This window comes from Bradyrhizobium sp. JYMT SZCCT0180 (assembly GCF_018130165.1).
In the GTDB taxonomy this organism is placed as follows: Bacteria; Pseudomonadota; Alphaproteobacteria; order Rhizobiales; family Xanthobacteraceae; genus Bradyrhizobium.
In genome coordinates this window covers 36,402-52,525 of sequence record NZ_JAFCLZ010000040.1, presented here as the reverse complement: position 1 = coordinate 52,525, position 16,124 = coordinate 36,402, and the positions used below count along the sequence as shown (strand labels likewise).

The window sequence follows — 16,124 nt, the reverse complement described above, 5'->3', positions numbered from 1 at the left end:
TCTATCGCCATCCCGTCCTACTCAGAAGGGCGTCGGCCGTCGTCACGGACGTTGGACGGGTTGCGGTGGACGCTGGTCCACGTCTGACGACGGCGTGGATTTAGCGTACGGCAAAACCGTGTGGTCCTGGCGCCCGTTGCAGGCGTCAAGCTGTCGGATAAGCGCAAGCGGAAACGTCAGCGACGGAGTCAACCCAGAACTCGTCTCCGGGGAGAGCACGGCATAAGCCGTAAAGCCATTGCGCAGGGAAGGCTGGGTGTTCTCCGCTGCCCTGTATGCTCGTGTGCAGCTTTTTTAGTGCAAATCGCACACGAGACCGCGGGTGCAGCGCGCACCCGGTCTTCCCTGCGCCCTCTCGATGCGAGGGCGGGAAGTTTCTGGCAAAGCTCGGGCGCATGGCGTCGCGAGAATGCGGACACATATTCAGCTGTCATCACCCGCGCATGCGGGTGATCCAGTATTCCAGAGACGCCGATGATAGAACCGCGAAGCCGCGGCGTACTGGGTCCCCCGCTTTCGCGGGGGACGACAGCGTTTGCGGAGTTGCGACTTATCCGTCGCAATGACGTGGGGAACCGCGGTGCTAAATCCGCACGGTTCCCATGCCGCAATGCGGGAACCATGCCCCGATGGGGACGTTGTCTCCCGTGGCGGGCATCACGTCTGCCTTAATTCGGGCCAAAGAACCTTGGGGCTGGGGCGTTCCGGGTGTTTTTTCATTGGTTCAATTCCCATGGGTGTGCAGCTGACAGGGAAACGTTCGGCAGCGAATGATCCCGCCGCCGCAGCCGTGCGGCAGGATAATGATCGCGTCATCGAAACTTCGATTCCGGCGCGGCTCGATGATCTCAGCTGGAGCGGATTTCATACCCGCGTCGTGCTGGCGCTCGGGATCACCTGGATTCTGGATGGGCTGGAAGTCACCCTCGCCGGCGCCTTGTCCGGTGCGTTGAAGGAAAGCCCGACGCTTCGGTTCTCGAATTTCGATGTCGGACTGGCCAATAGTGCCTATCTCGCCGGTGCCGTGCTCGGTGCGCTCGGCTTCGGCTGGCTGACCGACCGGATCGGCCGCAAGAAACTGTTCTTCATCACGCTCGCGGTCTATCTCACGGCGACCGCGGCAACCGCGTTTTCATGGAGCGTGGGAAGTTACGCGCTCTTCAGATTCCTGACCGGTGCCGGGATCGGCGGCGAATACACCGCGATCAATTCGACGATCCAGGAACTGGTGCCGGCGCGCTATCGCGGCTGGACTGATCTCGTGATCAACGGCAGCTTCTGGCTCGGGGCGGCGCTCGGCGCGGTCTGTGCGATCGTGCTGCTCGATCCGGCGTGGTTCGGGCCTGATACTGGCTGGCGGCTCGCCTATATGACCGGCGCTGTCCTCGGCCTCGTCGTGTTCGTGATGCGGATGTGGATTCCGGAAAGCCCGCGCTGGCTGATGATCCATGGCCGTCCCGATGAGGCACACGCGATCGTGGATGCAATCGAGAAGTCGGCGGGACAGGTGCGGGATGGGACGAAGGGTGTCCTGCCGAAGATCAGGTTGCGGATGCGCAGCCATACGCCGCTGCGCGAAGTCGCGCACACCCTGTTGACGGTCTATCGCCAGCGTTCGCTGGTTGGTCTCGTGCTGATGGTCGCGCAGGCGTTCTTCTACAACGCGATCTTCTTCACCTTCGCGCTGATCCTGACCGATTTCTTCAACATCCCGGCCAATCATGTCGGCTGGTACATCCTCCCGTTCGCGGCGGGTAATTTTCTCGGTCCGCTGCTGCTGGGCCGGCTGTTCGACACGCTGGGCCGCCGCAAGATGATCACGCTGACCTATGGCGTGTCGGGCGTATTGTTGGCGCTGTCGGGCTACCTGTTCTCGATTGGAGCTCTGACCGCGCAGACGCAGACGATCGCCTGGATGGTGATCTTCTTCTTTGCCTCGCCCGCGGCGAGTGCGGCGTATCTCACCGTCAGCGAGACGTTCCCGCTTGAAGTTCGCGCACTGGCGATTGCGATTTTCTATGCGATCGGCACGGGAATTGGCGGCGTGGTGGGACCCGCGCTGTTCGGCGTGCTGATCGATACGGGATCGCGCACCAGTGTTTTCGCCGGCTACCTGTTGGGGTCGGCGCTGATGATCGTGGCGGCAGGAGTGGCGTGGCGCTATGCCGTCGCCGCCGAGCGCAAGTCGCTCGAATCTGTCGCACCACCGCTAGCCTTTGTGGAGTAAGATGAGATGAACGAGGATCTGTTGGAAATGCCATTGGAAGATGAGATCGTTGGCGAGGAGGAGGGGGCGCCGGAAACCGTTCCGGTGCCGCGCTCGCTGGTGCCGCATTTGAGCGAAACCGCTATTTTGCTCGACATCGACGGCACGCTGCTCGAATTGATGCCGACGCCGCGCGAGGTCTGGGTGCCGCCGGGGCTGTCGAAGACGCTGAACCGCCTGGTGACGCGGACCAACGGCGCGCTGGCGCTGGTCAGCGGTCGCTCGCTCAACGATATCGACTTGATCTTCGCACCGGATCAATTCCCGGCCGTCGGCGGCCATGGCGCGGAAATGCGTATCGATCCCGAAAACGAATCGGTCGACGCCCATGCGCCGCCGATGGACAGGGAATTGAAGCGTCGCCTGGCTGCGATCGCCAAGCTCAGCCCTGGAATATTGCTGGAAGACAAGGGCTACTCGCTGGCGCTGCATTATCGCCTGGCGCCGCATGCGGAGAAGGCGATCTATGCCGCGGTGTCGCTGATCAGGGCCGACCTGCCGAACGCGCCGATCGAAGTGCTGCCGGGCAAATGCGTCTGCGAGATCAAGCATTCCGGTTTCACCAAGGCAACCGGCGTGCGCGAGCTGATGACGCGTGAACCGTTCAAGGGCCGCCGTCCGCTCTTCATCGGCGATGACGTCACCGACGAAACGGTGTTTGGCATCATGCCTGATTACGATGGTCTCGCATTCTCCGTCGGCCGTCGCGCGCAAGGCGTGCAGGGACATTTTGATTCGCCGAGCGATGTCCGTGAGTTTCTTGCGCATCTGCTCGACGACGAAAGAGACGCGGCGCTGCCATGATCGGCGCACGATTCTACAAATCGTGCCGGGTTTAGAACACAGTTCCCTGACGCATCACCATCATCTCGCGGAAAATTTTCTTTTTCGTGAGTTCAGGTGAGTTCCGTCCGCGCCAGCCCGAATTTGGTTTCAATTCGTTGAAAGGTTGGCCAGGAACCATATTGATGAATGGTTGTTAATTCGCGGGTGCAGCAACAGGAGGGGACCTGTGAACCTCGTCGTCGTCTCTAACCGCGTTGCGCGCGGAAAACCCAATGAACCCATGACCGGAGGTCTCGCGGCGGCTTTATTGCCCGTTGTCGAGAAATCCGGCGCGATTTGGGTAGGTTCCAGCGGTCGCGTCCGTGACGGGAACCAGAAGGAACCTTTCGCCGAAATTGAGGCGTTGGGCGCGGGCGCGCTTGCCATGCTCGATCTGCCGGCGGCGCATTACGGTGGCTATTACGAGGGCTTTGCGAATTCGGCGCTGTGGCCGGCGCTGCATTCCCGCGCCGACCTGATTCGCGCTTCCCAGGATGACTACCTCAGCTATCGGGAAGTGAACGCCTTCATGGCGCGCGCGTTGCTGCGCTTCAAGAAGCCGGACTCCGCGTTCTGGGTTCAGGATTATCATTTTCTCGCGCTCGGCGCCGAGCTGCGTGATCTCGGCGTGACACAGCCGATCGGATTCTTCCTGCATACGCCGTGGCCGACGCGCTCGGTGATATCAGGCGTGCCGCATCATCGCGATCTGATCGAGGCGATGCTGGCCTATGATCTCATCGGCTTCCAGACCGAAGAGGATTGCGAGAATTTCCTTTCTTACGCGCAGTCCGATCTCGGGCTCGCCGTGCATGATGGCGTCGTCGTCTCGCGCTATGGCCGGACGCGCGCTGCGGTATTCCCGATCGGCATCGATCCGCAGAAATTCGCCCAGCAGGCCACCAAGGCCACGACGCATCCGGATGTGTCGCGGCTGCGGCGCAGCCTGAATGGCGAGAAGCTCGCGATAGGCGTCGACCGGCTGGATTATTCCAAGGGCTTGATCAACCGCATCAAGGCGTTCGACCGGATGTGGACGCTGCATCCGCAGCTCTCGCGCACCGTGTCGCTGCTGCAGATCGCGACCCCGTCGCGCGGCGCGATCGAAGCCTATGGCAATCTGCAGAGCGATGTCGCCAAACTCGTCAGCGACGTCAACGGCGTCCACGGCGAAGTCGACTGGACGCCGATCCGCTATCTGAACAAGGGCTTCGGCCAGGCTGTGCTCGCGGGGCTTTACCGCACCGCGCAGGTCGGCGTGGTGACGCCGCTGCAGGACGGCATGAACCTGGTCGCCAAGGAATATGTCGCTGCCCAGAATCCCGCCGACCCGGGCGTGCTGGTGCTGTCGAAATTCGCCGGTGCCGCCAACGAGCTCGACACCGCCTTGCTGGTGAACCCGCACGATATCGACGGCATGGCCCGCACCATCTCAACGGCGCTTTCGATGCAACTGACCGAGCGGCGGATGCGCTGGGAGGCGATGATGGAAAAGCTGCGCGGCGGCACGATCCAGCAATGGTTTGCCGATTTCATCGACGCGTTGCAGGAAAGCCAGCTCGATAGAGGCCCTTTGGGACCCGTCTTGGCTGATGCGCCGACCCGCTGGCCGCTACGCTCCGTCAATAATGGCGCGCGGTATCATCATTAAAGCGTTTTCAAGCGAAGTGGCCGCCGGTTCGCGTCAAGAAAACGCGTCAAAAATCCAAAGCCTGCTCTCAGTAGCAATAGGAAACGCCATCCAGCACCGGGCAGCGTGCCCGGCGCGGATCGCTCGGATTCTCCATCGGCACCACGCCGTTGCCCTTGCCGACGAACACGCCCTTTCCAACGATGACGGACGATTTGTTGCCGATGACGACGCTCGGATGCGGCGAAGCCAGGCTCGATCGCGTGCCGTCGGCCCAGATGATCGTTTCCCCCGAGAGGATGCCGCGCCTTCCGTCATCGCAACTCACATCGACGCCCTGACGGGTGCAGGATTGCGCCATGGCGGGGGCCACGGCGCCCGCGACCAGCGCCGCTGTCAGGGTGACGAATGAAAGCGCTCGCGTGATCATCATGCCGTTCTCCGCCCAAGGTTGCCCTCATGGTCGTCGGCGATAACCTGATTCCGGTTCAAGGCCTAGCGTCAAGCGATTACCCCGGCCAACATTAGGGGCAAATTATCCAATAAATTCAGACAATTGGGGAAATTTCGACGGGTGCGTCCACGGTCCCTTGCAAAATGTGTCCTGCCCCTTCAAGAGAGGGCCTCCGGAGAGATGGCCGAGTGGCTTAAGGCGCACGCTTGGAAAGCGTGTGTGCGGGAAACCGTACCGTGGGTTCGAATCCCACTCTCTCCGCCATATGCGTTTGAATTTATTGATGTATTCTATGTTAAGTTGGATAAACCCCCGGATCGACCCCCAGTCCGGCGACCTGTCTACGCTGCCCATTGAGGGTGTTAGTCATCGGAAAATCACGCTGGGCGGCCTCTCAATACCGACCAAATGCCAAACAACCAAGCTCCGCAAGAGGCGCGCCTAGCGGGCAGTCGCTACGCATCCGCAAGGGCGCCTCTGGCGCGGCTGCAACCAGCACGGGTGTGGTCGCCTCGTACTAACGCCGAAGGTGGCGGGCTCGCGATTTCCTAAACCGTAGGTCGCATGTTCGAGTCATGCCGGGATCGCCAACGGTATCAATCACTTAGCGCGATAAGCTTACTGGCAAGCACCGCGGTCTGGACGCTGGGGTAAGCGCCGGGGTAACAGTTTGGCTGGGTAAAGGCAGATAAGCCTCTCTCCCAAGCCGCGGGTTTTTCCATTACCATCGGACCTGGGTTTCGAGTGAGTTGGTCCTGCCCTCTCAAGGCTGAAACAGGGGTTCGATTCCCCTAGGGAGCGCCAGAATCCACCAGCAGAAACAAGCTCTTATTTGAAGATAGACGCCAAGTTCCTAGGTGGGCTAATTTTGGGCTAATATACGGGTCGCCCGCGTGTGGGTCGGCTTGGGTGCCCGAAAAGTCCCGAGGGTAATCCTGCGCGAACGTGCACCAGGCAACAGCAGCACCTGCTAAGGCAGGCGGGGGGCGCACGCAGAAACGGCCCGGCCTGTAAGTATGACTCCCCGGCAGCCGGTCCGTAGCAGATTTGCGAGCAGCACCGCGCGACCGTCGGGCAACAACCTCAAGCACCACGACCCTCATTGTGAAAAAGGCCGCTATTGCGCAACGGTCTTTTATTTGAATCGGAAGGGAACGCGAATCCCCTATAAGTGCAACCTGCACTGGAGAGGGAATGACCAAGAAGCGAACCATGACCGACGCTGAAGTCGGGCTCGCCCGCACTATGCTGGCGAAGGGCATGAAGAACGATGCGGTGCACTTCTACTTTAATCGCGTCGATCGAATGATCAGCTCCGGACGCATCGCGCAGATCAAGGACGGCAGCTACGCCAAGGATGTGGCCGCCGCTAACGCTGACGAACTGGCAGCATTCCTCGAGAAGTGGGAGGCCCAGCACGCCGCCGTCTACCCGAAGGGGCCGGACTCGCCGACCGACATCGAATACATCGAGGCGATGTTTGAAAAGCGAAAGACGAGTTGGCACGTTCGGGGCGGCGAAACGGATGTCGTCGAGTGCAAGTTGAACTATGCCGTCAGCGCAAAGATCATCAAAGCCATCGCCGGGCTCGCCAACAATGGAGGCGGGCACATCATCTTCGGCATCAATGATGGAGGCAGCGCAGTCGAGGGTATGTCCGACGACAAGTTCGAGACACTCGATCCCGCGCTGCTGAGCGCGCATCTTGTTAGCTGCCTCGACCCCGTGCCGAAGGTCACGCATGTCGCTGCTACGATAGGTGGAAAGAAGGTCGGCGTGCTGCACGTCGAGAAGCACGAGCGCGGCCCCGTGATCGCCCTGAAGAATATGGGCAGCGATCTTAGGGAGGGAGGCGTCTACTTCCGCTACGTTGGCGAGACACGCCTGATCAAGCCGGGGGAGCTTCGGGCTATCATGGAGGCGCGCGAGGCGCGCGCAGTAGCTGAGTTCGCCCGCCGTATGAATCGTGTCGCGAATGGCTCAGAGGCGACAATCGACCTTGATACAGGCGAGGTTGCGGGAAGGACTGGTGGGTTTGTCATAGATAAGGACCTGCTCTCGTCCATACAATTCGTCCGAGAGGGAGACTTCACGCAGATCAAGGGTGCACCCGCACTGCGAGTTGTCGGCGACGTGCAGCCGATCTCGGCTGCGGACCGCGAGAAAATTAAGATCGTCCGCGAGAATGTGACGCCCGACTCGATCATCGAGAATTTTCTGCTCGGAAATTCTGTGCAAGACCCGCTGGCCTACCTGCACTCGCAGGCTTACCATCAACGCAAGTGGATGCCCGTCTGGCACTATGTCCGTCAGCTTTCCATGAGCGTTGATCAAATAGTTGAGGACTTGCGGCGCTTGAACGCGAGCATGCCTGCCAGCCGGGACGCGGTGGTGCACCGACTGCGCGGCACGGCCACGGCGCGGAAGCTCTACACGGGTAAGCCGAAATCCATGCTGGCGTCATTTCAGCCTGGAAAGATCGCGATTCCAAAGAATGACGCCGATCTCAGCGCCTTTGCTCACGCGCTGCACGGCCTGCCAGATGATTTTCAAAAAGTTGCGGATTTGCGGCCAGTGCTGATCGAACTCTTCAAGCGCGACACTGGAGCGAAAATTCGGACTGCGATCTACCGCGCAGTCTCCCGCGTGGACGAGATCATGCACCATCAGAGCAAGGATGTTTAAGAGTCCACCTGCAGTGCCAAGCGAGCCTTCACGCCACCACTTCCAGATATATGTTGATTTAGGGGGAAATTTTCTTTCACTTGGCGGCTGTATCGCCATTATTTCCGGCAGAGAAATTAACAACTTGGCTGCAGCGATTCGCTCCGCTGCTACTCCTTAGCGCATGAAGGGCGCACGTCAGTACAATGGAACCTAACATCGAAGCGCTCGAGAAGCGGCTGTGGACAGCGGCGGATCAGCTGCGCGCCAATAGTGACTTTGCCAGCAACGAGTATTTTTTGCCCGTTATGGGACTAATCTTCCTCCGCCACGGCTACAGCCGTTATCTGGCAGTGAAGCCTGAGATCGAGGCGGGTCTGCCTAACCGAAGTCACCGGCCTGCTGTCATCGTTCGCGCGGCCGGGAGTTCTGCAGAAAATCTTGATCGCACTGAACGTCTCTTGCGTGTGCTGATCGCGACGACGCCGAAGCCTTCTAAGTCAGCAAGGAGAAAAGCAGCGAAGCTTCGCAAACAAACATGGAACCTAGGGCCTCCTGAGTAGTTGGGAGCCGGTGCCACGGTACTCAGGGTGCTTCATCGGTGACTGCGCTTGACTTCAAACTCTTCGAAGACACGGCCTGGATGCAGGAGTATCAGGCCTTCATCCTCAGCGCGGATCGTCAGATCATCAGACGTATCAAATTCTCATCGCCCGATGACAAGACCGCCCGGCTGCATGCTAGGCAATCCGTCGATAAGCACGACGTTGAGCTTTGGCAGCAAGAGCGTTGGGTAGGTACTTTTACGCCTGTTGAAAGTCCCCCGCTACAGAGCGAATGCGATACTGAACCCTGCTTGCTCGACACCAACGCGGGAGTACCGGTTCGCTGCGATGTCCCGAGTTGCTCAAGTCGCGCTGCGGTGGCTTTAGAGACCTAAGCCTCCCGAGCAATCTAGAATTACATCCCACATCCATGAACCGATAGACCGGCGATGATGCGACTGAAATCGGTAGTCCGCTTAGCACTCAGCATGGCGGTTTGTCTCGGCGTGGGCATAGTCGAGAGTTTCGTAACGAGGCCGGAGATACCAACTTGGTATGCAGGGCTCGTCAAGCCATCCTGGACCCCACCGCCCTTGGTATTCCCCATCGCTTGGACTGCACTTTACATTCTCATGGCCGTGAGCTTCTGGAGGCTCTGGGAGCACGAGCCTCGATCTGCACCACGCTCAAGCGCAATGTCCTGGTTTCTATTCCAGCTCGCGCTTAACGCGGCTTGGTCGCCGATCTTCTTCGGATGGCATGGCACCAAGACTGCCTTGGGTATCATCGTGGCTCTGTTGTTCGCCATCGGCATCACAATCCGATTTGCAGCGTATCTGCTGGTTCCTTACCTCGCATGGGTGGCGTACGCGACCACGATCAATGCTGGCGTTGTGGTGATGAACTAACAGTCGCCTGTGATGCCCTGAGGCGAGACACGTTCTCGAAATGCATCAGATGACGTGCCAGTGGCCTAGTTTGAGTTGTGTTCACTGCTCGACGGACCTTTCGATGACGGCGTGCGTTAATGAACTACCGCAGACCGGACCCCGGCTTTCATCTGTGATGAGAACGCCACTTGCGCTCCCGCCCTTCCTCTCAGGAGCAGCGCATGTTCAAGCGCCGTTTCAAGCAAATGAAGCCCTCAAAGACCGTCTACTCGATGAAGCACGTTCCCTTAGGGAGCAGGCCAATCTTCTGCCCGTGGGAGCCGTGCGGGATGCGGCCTTGAGGAAGGCTCGTCAGGCCGAAGTGGCTGCACACATGGATGAAGGGGTGGCTTCGCCGGGTCCGCAGCCTCCGAAGCAGACCGACGTGCAGAGTCCGAACTGACGGAACAAGTGAGAGCTGGAACTGTTGCCTGCCATTCGGCCTATACCGGCCAAGGGTAGATTGTAGTGCGTTTTCATTTTCAGGTCCGGACCGGCACCTTGACCGAGGTGGCGGACTTATCGGATACGAACCATGCGCGGATCGATGCTGCCAAGCGCATCGGATTGCTTCTTCACGAACACGCCAGCAGTCCTTTTCGTCATCAATATTTCCGCCATGAAAAGCTCGGCAACTGCCGATCCCGCAGCAAACCTGAACCTGCGCCTAATTGGCGGGTTGACTCGTCGTTCCTGTTTCGTTCTAGTTCGGCCCTCACGTTTCACAGGGCGGAAGAGCCATATCAGGGCTGAGATTGAGCACATGCGTGTGCAAGTCAGCCGTCACCGCAAGGAAATGCTCCAGCTTGAACGGGCCGGGATATCGACCGTGGCTGCGGAAGCGCTGCTGCAACGGATGCTCGATAAGATCGACGGGCTTTGTCAGCAGCGCGACGAGCTGAAGAAAGAACAACCCGCAAAGCGTGTCGGGGCGTTGGGAGGGCGGAATTGGTGAGCCAGCCCCTGAGATATTTTCATGAAGACCCGCACGCCGACGCTTGGCTAAAATCATTGGACGAGACCCGCCGTCTCGCGACCCGGCAGGGCTGGTGTTATCAGCACGTCCAGGCGCTGATCGTCGCCATTGACCAATATGCAGAAGCCGCCACCGGCAACCGATCATATTTCTTGGACAAACCACAGAGCATCGGCGGCGGTCGTAGGAACTCTGATGTCCCGTGATTGTTAGGGACTCATAACGTCGCAGAGGTTTAAACTACACCCTGTCGTCCGCTCCCCCTGCGGCGGCGGGGCTTTTTGTGAGTTGCGTGTGATTAAGCGTATCGAAATGCCGAGGTTCATTAAGCCCCAGCTTGCGACCTTGAAGTGCAAGGCTCCTAAGGGTGAGCAATGGATTCACGAAATCAAATACGACGGCTACCGCGTCCAGCTCCACATTAATGCTGGCAAGAAGCGGGCGTTCACGCGCAACGGCCATGACTGGGTGAAGAAGTTTTCCCTCATAGCCGGCGCCTTCGATATCTCGGGTCAAGCCATCATCGATGGTGAGGTGGTCGTCATTCATGAGGGCCGCACCAACTTCTCCGAACTCCAGGCTGAGCTGGCATCGGGCGGGCAGGACAGACTGGTGTTTTACGCCTTCGACCTTCTCTGGCGGAATGGCGACCTTCGCAAGCTCCCACAGCTCCAACGCAAAGAGATGCTGGCGGACCTCATAGGCGAGAACGATATCGACATGCCAGTGCTCTACAGTGAATACCTGACTGGCGACGGGCAGGAGATGTTTGAGCATGCCGCCAAGTTGGGATGGGAAGGGATCATATCGAAGCGAGCGGATGCCTCCTACCGATCGGAGCGGACGGAAGCATGGCAAAAAATCAAATGCGTGATGAAGGGCAGATTCCCGGTCATCGGCTTCGTGAAAGACCCTACCGGCGTCGCCGCGCTTTACCTCGGGAAGAAGGAAGGGAAGGAGCTGGTTTACATGGGGAAGGTGGGCACGGGATGGTCCCGCACCGTCTCCAGCCAAATCCGCAAACAGCTCGATACCGTGGTGAGCCCAAAATCCAAACTGACGAAGCCCATCAAGAAGCCGAAGGCAACGTGGGTTGAGCCCAGCTTTGTTGCCGATATCGAATTCCGGGATATCACGTCCGAAGGGCTGTTGCGCCAGAGTTCGTTCAAAGGGCTGTCGAGAAAATAACCGGAACGATTTGTCTAAAGCTGCATTTGTCAGAGCATTCAGAAGCAACGATTGTCCACTAACGTACTTAAGGGTCCTACAGCTGTGGCCTGTAAGTGCCCACCGGAGAAGTGGGAATGGCTACTGTTCTGGTTGTTGAAGACGAAATCCTGATTAGGGAGCTTGTCTCGGAAGAATTGGAAGAAGCCGGGTTTACCGTCGTCACAGCCAAGGACGCCGACCAAGCCATTTCCATCCTGGAAGCCCGTCAGGACATTCATCTCGTTTTTACCGACATCGACATGCCCGGTTCGATGGATGGGATGAAACTGGCCGCAACGGTTCGGGACAGGTGGCCTCCGGTCCACATCATCATCACCACCGGGAAGGTGAGACCGCTGGAGATTCCGGCCAACGCGCTTTTCATTCCCAAACCGTACGTCTGCCAAGCCGTGGTTTTGGCAATGCGAACCTTCGAGAACATGGGCTGACAGGAACTACGCTTGCGACGGCGCGTTGATCGGCATGACTCAGTTTGCTGAACCCCGCGACGAGCAAATCCTCAACCGCGCCTATAAGATATGGGAAGACAACGGCAAGCCCGGGGGCCGCGAAGATGAGTTTTGGCAGCGGGCTCAGGAAGAGCTGCGCCAAGGGGCCAGTGGAACGAAAAGGGGCGTTTCATGAGCGTGTACGCCCTGATGGAAAATTCAATTCAGATCGCCTGGGACTACCTAGAGCGAACGGGTCAGATTGATGACCCAGAGTTCACAAGCAAATTCCTCCTGCAATTCGTGGAGCACGCGGTTCGCATGGGTGAGCGCCGGCAGTTGATGCTGACCAACCTTGCCATCTCAGCTTACGAGCGCCTTAGGCAGTCCAAGGCGGCATAATTCGGCCTTCTGCCTCCAAGGAAGGTCGTCGGCGCGCGGTATTCCTGCGGTGTATGGAGCAGGGCCCGCGCGCTTTTAAGGAGCCGAGCCAGTCTGACGTTTGGAGCTTGCGGGTGCCTGCAAAACAGTGCGGGCTTTTCGGTTCTCGGAGCCTTGGGCATAGTCCGAATGCCAGGCCATCTCACTTCTCCTTGCGCACGCCCTTGAATTTCTTGGCGCTCTTCTTGACGGCCATGAACTGACCGCCGACCTTGTTGCGCTTGGTCGAAGTCTTTGTCAGCGTGTTCTTGAGTTGGGTCCGCTTCTTCACCGCGCCCTTGCGTGCGTTGTCGCCTTTGGGTTTGTTGACTGCCATTGATGCCTCCAAAAGAAACACCAAGTGCTGAATCAGCAGGTTTGTTCCGAACAATACTGGGCGCGCCCATGAAGCTGTTAGCCTCGCTCGAAGACTTGACCGTCGCCCTCGTCAGGGTTTTCCCGCGCTGTCCAGCGTAGCCCTAACGTCCCGGAGTATTTGGAGCACGCTCACTTCAAATAGTTCCGAAAGCATGACAACCGTGAACGAAAACACAGGCTCCTCGCTCTCGGTCCAATCGAGACACTCGCGCCGGATCGGCCATAGGATCGTTGCCAGCTTGCTTGCCGAACTGGAAGCCGAGAAAGCCGCCCTGCACCCAGAGTAAGGTCGCCTCAGTTGGCGGCCTCTTTCTTGTCGCAGGTTGGCACGAAGCGGAAGAGCCGATCTGGCGATATCCGTTGACGGGGGTGGACCGGAAGTGGCTGGCCTAGGGGCAAACCGACGCGATTGATCCAAAGCAGACCTTAAGCCGAGCTTAAGCCGTTTCCCAAAGGCTGTGAATACAGCCGGAAAGATTGGGCTGGCTATGTTCGAGGAATTGGAAGAAGGTCCGATCAAAGAAACAACATCAATAGGATATGGCTCAACGTGAGCGGCTCGGGGTCTGACGAACATTTCCCGTTTGGCGGTGGTGAAAATGGCGCTCTTATTCGCGCGCTCAATTGGTCTAACACCAGCTTGGGGCCAATCTCCGAGTGGCCAGAAAGCCTGAAGACCACGGTTAGCATACTGCTGCGCTCACCAGTCCCCATCGTGCTCCTGTGGGGACCGGAAGGCATCATGATTTATAATGACGCCTATTCAATCTTTGCAGGCGGACGCCATCCCCTCCTATTTGGGTCCAAGGTGCGGGAAGGTTGGCCTGAGGTGGCCGACTTCAACGACAACGTGATGCAAGTGGGCTTGGGTGGGGGTACGCTTTCGTACCGCAATCAAGAACTAACACTCCACCGCTCAGGCGTTCCTGAGCAGGTTTGGATGAACCTCGATTACAGCCCAGTGCTGGGCGAGAATGGTCGTCCTGAAGGCGTTCTTGCCGTTGTCGTGGAAACAACGCAACAGGTTCTGGCGGAGCGAGCTTTGGCGATAACCGAGGAGCGACTACGTCAAGCTCTGAACGCTGCTGGGATGGTGGGTACGTTCGCTTGGCATGTGCAGTCCGACACCTTTTATTCCGATGCTCGATTTGCGGAAATGTTCTCGGTAGATCCAGCCAAGGGAGATAAGGGCGCACCGTTGTCGGACTACCTTGCGGGCGTCCATCCCGAGGATGTTCAGCGGATCGCTGACGCTGTCAACCATGCTGTGGTCACCCGTGAAAAGTATGTTCAAGAATACCGGCTGCTTCAGAAGGATGGAAATATCCGCTGGGTCGAGGCGCGGGGCGAGTGCTTGTACAACGAGGACGGGCAACCGGATCGCTTCGTCGGCGTGGTGGTGGACGTAACCAATCAGAAGAATGCGCAAGAGCGTCAGCGGTTGCTTGCTCGGGAAGCCGATCACCGGGTGAAGAACATTTTCGCCAATTTCCACTCACTGATCAGTCTGAGCGCCCGGTCTGCGGGGAGCCCGAAGGAGATGGCCCAAGCTCTTCGTGGTCGATTGGACGCGCTGTTGAGGGCCAAGGATCTTGTCCGTCCAGGTATCTTGGGCACTGAGCACGAAAGCGAACGGACAACGATGGCAGCGCTGGTGCGCACTGTGTTGCAGCCCTATGAAGATGGCTCCCCCGACCGTATCGTTCTAAACGGACCCGATGTGCCTGTCGGAGCGAGGGCCGTGACGGGCCTTGCTTTAGTGTTGCATGAGACTGCGACGAATGCGGTTAAGTACGGGGCTCTCTCTCGGCCGGATGGTTCGATCCGTGTCACATGGGACGCGAGCGGTGAGGACTTCCGTCTTGACTGGGACGAAAGCGGCGGTCCCGAAATCAATGTGAAACCGCAGGCTCGCGGCTTTGGTAGCATTCTTACCGAGCGCAGTGTGACCGGTGAATTGGGAGGCCGGATCGAGCACGACTGGCGGCGAAATGGCCTTAGGCTAAAGCTGAGTATACCATTAGAGCGCCTCGCGGTTTGAAGGTGCATAAGCGCGATCCAAATAGATCAGCCAGCGACAGACTCGGCTGTAAAATGTCCCTCATCGTGATTGATGAGATGGGCGCGCATAGAGAGTCACTGGCCGATAGCAGCGACGAAACCTGCTCGAAAAATTCTCACTCGCGCGACGTCGGCTGTTGGCACCTTTGAGACATGCCTGCCTATCCTGAGAATGTCCGTTCACCGGGGTAGACCGGAAGTCGCCGTGGTCCGGTCACACCGACGCGATGACCCGATCCGGACGTTTAGCCTGATCAAATATCTCAGGCCGATTGGGAGCAAATTCTCCCTCGCGGTTCCATCGCAAAGTGCTAGGCTTTAGGTATCGAGGGCACATGCGTCGTCGCGAATTCATCTCTCTTCTTGGTGGCACGGCGGCGACGTGGCCGCTCGCCGCGCGCGCGCAACAGCCAGCGGTGCCTATCATTGGTGTGCTATCCGCCGGTTCACCCGACGCGGAGCTCGCCGATATTGAGGCAGCGTTCGAAAGAGGTCTCGCGGAGAAAGGTTACGTGGCGGGAAGGAACGTCACGATAGTACGTCGGTGGGCAGGAGGAAACTACGACAGGCTTCCCGAGCTCGCACAAGAGCTCGTGCGCCTTAACCCTGCCTTGATCCGGGTGGGAGGCAATGTGGTTGCGCTCGCCGCGCGGCGAGCTACTACAACAATTCCAATAGTATTCAGCATTGCCTCAGACCCGGTGAAGCTCGGCCTAGCGAAAAGCTTCGCTCGCCCCGGGGGCAACGCCACCGGTATATCTATATTGACGGCAACGCTCACCCTCAAGCGGCTTGAACTAATCCGCGAGCTTCTCCCGCAAAACGCGACCTTGGGCTTTTTGGTAAACCCGGACAATCAAGACTTGCTGCGGGAAATCGAAGATGTTGCCCGTTCGACCGGGCAGTCCTTGGAAGTCGCCAAGGCGCGTAACCCGGCTGACCTCGAACCAGCATTCGCACAACTTGTTAGAGCTAAGGTCGGTGCGGTGCTCGTTAGCAACGATGCGCTCTTTCTGAGCCAACGCGTGCAACTCATCGCATTGGCCAAGCGTCATTCACTTCCGGCGACTTACGAATTCCGTGAGTTTCCGGCGGTTGGCGGCCTGATGAGCTACGGACCCAGCCTTCCCGAAACTCTTCAAAAAGTCGGTACCTACGCGGCACTCATCTTAAAAGGTGCTCAGCCGAGCGATCTGCCTATTCAGCAACCTACGGCATTTGAATTAGTCATCAATTTGGCGACAGCGCGTTCCTTAGGCATCCCAATTCCTCCCTCTTTCCTCCTTCGCGCCGACGAGGTGATCGAATAGTTTTGCTA

General features: G+C 58.6%; 16 protein-coding genes and 3 tRNA genes. 17 read left to right on the top strand and 2 right to left on the bottom strand.

All coding sequences use genetic code 11. The features are described from left to right. Window positions 1–733 precede the first annotated feature (733 nt). From JQ641_RS36870 to JQ641_RS36860, 3 genes are all read left to right on the top strand, one after another. Window positions 734–2,227: an MFS transporter gene (locus tag JQ641_RS36870; RefSeq protein WP_212002125.1), complete on the top strand. Its 1,494-nt coding sequence runs from the start codon at window positions 734–736 to the stop codon at window positions 2,225–2,227. A gap of 6 nt (window positions 2,228–2,233) precedes the next feature. Beyond that, window positions 2,234–3,070 carry a trehalose-phosphatase gene (otsB, locus tag JQ641_RS36865; protein ID WP_212002124.1) on the top strand — a complete coding sequence of 279 codons (837 nt, stop codon included), beginning with the start codon at window positions 2,234–2,236 and terminating at the stop codon, window positions 3,068–3,070. A gap of 208 nt (window positions 3,071–3,278) precedes the next feature. Then, the gene (locus tag JQ641_RS36860; RefSeq protein WP_212002119.1) at window positions 3,279–4,742 is read left to right on the top strand and encodes a trehalose-6-phosphate synthase; all 1,464 of its coding nucleotides are present in this window, start codon (window positions 3,279–3,281) and stop codon (window positions 4,740–4,742) included. A gap of 67 nt (window positions 4,743–4,809) precedes the next feature. Here the strand turns inward: JQ641_RS36860 and JQ641_RS36855 are convergent, their stop codons facing one another. Next, window positions 4,810–5,082, bottom strand: coding sequence for a hypothetical protein (locus JQ641_RS36855; protein WP_502755033.1), 273 nt, complete (start codon window positions 5,080–5,082; stop codon window positions 4,810–4,812). Window positions 5,083–5,349: 267 nt separating this feature from the next. Here JQ641_RS36855 and JQ641_RS36850 point away from each other — a divergent pair. From JQ641_RS36850 to JQ641_RS36795, 12 genes are all read left to right on the top strand, one after another. Beyond that, a tRNA-Ser gene (locus JQ641_RS36850) sits at window positions 5,350–5,439 on the top strand. 236 nt (window positions 5,440–5,675) lie between these two features. After that, a tRNA-OTHER gene (locus tag JQ641_RS36845) sits at window positions 5,676–5,765 on the top strand. A 149-nt stretch (window positions 5,766–5,914) separates the two neighbouring features. Further along, a tRNA-OTHER gene (locus JQ641_RS36840) sits at window positions 5,915–5,979 on the top strand. A 390-nt stretch (window positions 5,980–6,369) separates the two neighbouring features. Further along, on the top strand, window positions 6,370–7,860 hold the full coding sequence (locus JQ641_RS36835) for an AlbA family DNA-binding domain-containing protein (protein ID WP_212002115.1): 1,491 nt from the start codon (window positions 6,370–6,372) through the stop codon (window positions 7,858–7,860). A 185-nt stretch (window positions 7,861–8,045) separates the two neighbouring features. Continuing rightward, window positions 8,046–8,402, top strand: a complete 357-nt coding sequence (locus JQ641_RS36830; RefSeq protein ID WP_212002113.1) for a hypothetical protein — start codon at window positions 8,046–8,048, stop codon at window positions 8,400–8,402. A gap of 431 nt (window positions 8,403–8,833) precedes the next feature. Continuing rightward, a complete protein-coding gene (locus tag JQ641_RS36825; protein WP_349628685.1) occupies window positions 8,834–9,292 on the top strand; it encodes a TspO/MBR family protein in 459 nt (152 codons plus the stop codon). Between the two features lie 556 nt (window positions 9,293–9,848). Further along, complete coding sequence (locus JQ641_RS38340; protein WP_249151150.1) at window positions 9,849–10,268, top strand: hypothetical protein; 420 nt, start codon at window positions 9,849–9,851, stop codon at window positions 10,266–10,268. Continuing rightward, entirely contained in the window at window positions 10,265–10,495 is a 231-nt protein-coding gene (locus tag JQ641_RS36815; protein ID WP_212002111.1) for a hypothetical protein, read from the top strand. Before JQ641_RS38340 ends, JQ641_RS36815 begins: the two co-directional genes overlap by 4 nt. An 88-nt stretch (window positions 10,496–10,583) precedes the next feature. Then, window positions 10,584–11,477, top strand: a complete 894-nt coding sequence (gene ligD, locus JQ641_RS36810) for a non-homologous end-joining DNA ligase (RefSeq protein ID WP_349628683.1) — start codon at window positions 10,584–10,586, stop codon at window positions 11,475–11,477. Between the two features lie 116 nt (window positions 11,478–11,593). Beyond that, a complete protein-coding gene (locus JQ641_RS36805) occupies window positions 11,594–11,947 on the top strand; it encodes a response regulator (protein ID WP_212002109.1) in 354 nt (117 codons plus the stop codon). Window positions 11,948–11,981: 34 nt separating this feature from the next. Then, window positions 11,982–12,143, top strand: a complete 162-nt coding sequence (locus tag JQ641_RS36800) for a DUF2934 domain-containing protein (RefSeq protein WP_212002126.1) — start codon at window positions 11,982–11,984, stop codon at window positions 12,141–12,143. After that, window positions 12,140–12,349 carry a hypothetical protein gene (locus tag JQ641_RS36795; RefSeq protein WP_212002108.1) on the top strand — a complete coding sequence of 70 codons (210 nt, stop codon included), beginning with the start codon at window positions 12,140–12,142 and terminating at the stop codon, window positions 12,347–12,349. The genes JQ641_RS36800 and JQ641_RS36795 overlap by 4 nt, the downstream gene beginning before the upstream one ends. Window positions 12,350–12,530: 181 nt before the next feature. Here the strand turns inward: JQ641_RS36795 and JQ641_RS36790 are convergent, their stop codons facing one another. After that, complete coding sequence (locus JQ641_RS36790) at window positions 12,531–12,704, bottom strand: hypothetical protein (RefSeq protein ID WP_212002107.1); 174 nt, start codon at window positions 12,702–12,704, stop codon at window positions 12,531–12,533. 591 nt (window positions 12,705–13,295) lie between these two features. Between JQ641_RS36790 and JQ641_RS38800 the strand changes: the two genes are divergently transcribed. Continuing rightward, on the top strand, window positions 13,296–14,786 hold the full coding sequence (locus JQ641_RS38800) for a PAS domain-containing HWE histidine kinase family protein (RefSeq protein ID WP_212002106.1): 1,491 nt from the start codon (window positions 13,296–13,298) through the stop codon (window positions 14,784–14,786). 355 nt (window positions 14,787–15,141) lie between these two features. Continuing rightward, window positions 15,142–16,116, top strand: coding sequence for an ABC transporter substrate-binding protein (locus JQ641_RS36780; RefSeq protein ID WP_212002105.1), 975 nt, complete (start codon window positions 15,142–15,144; stop codon window positions 16,114–16,116). Window positions 16,117–16,124: the final 8 nt, after the last annotated feature.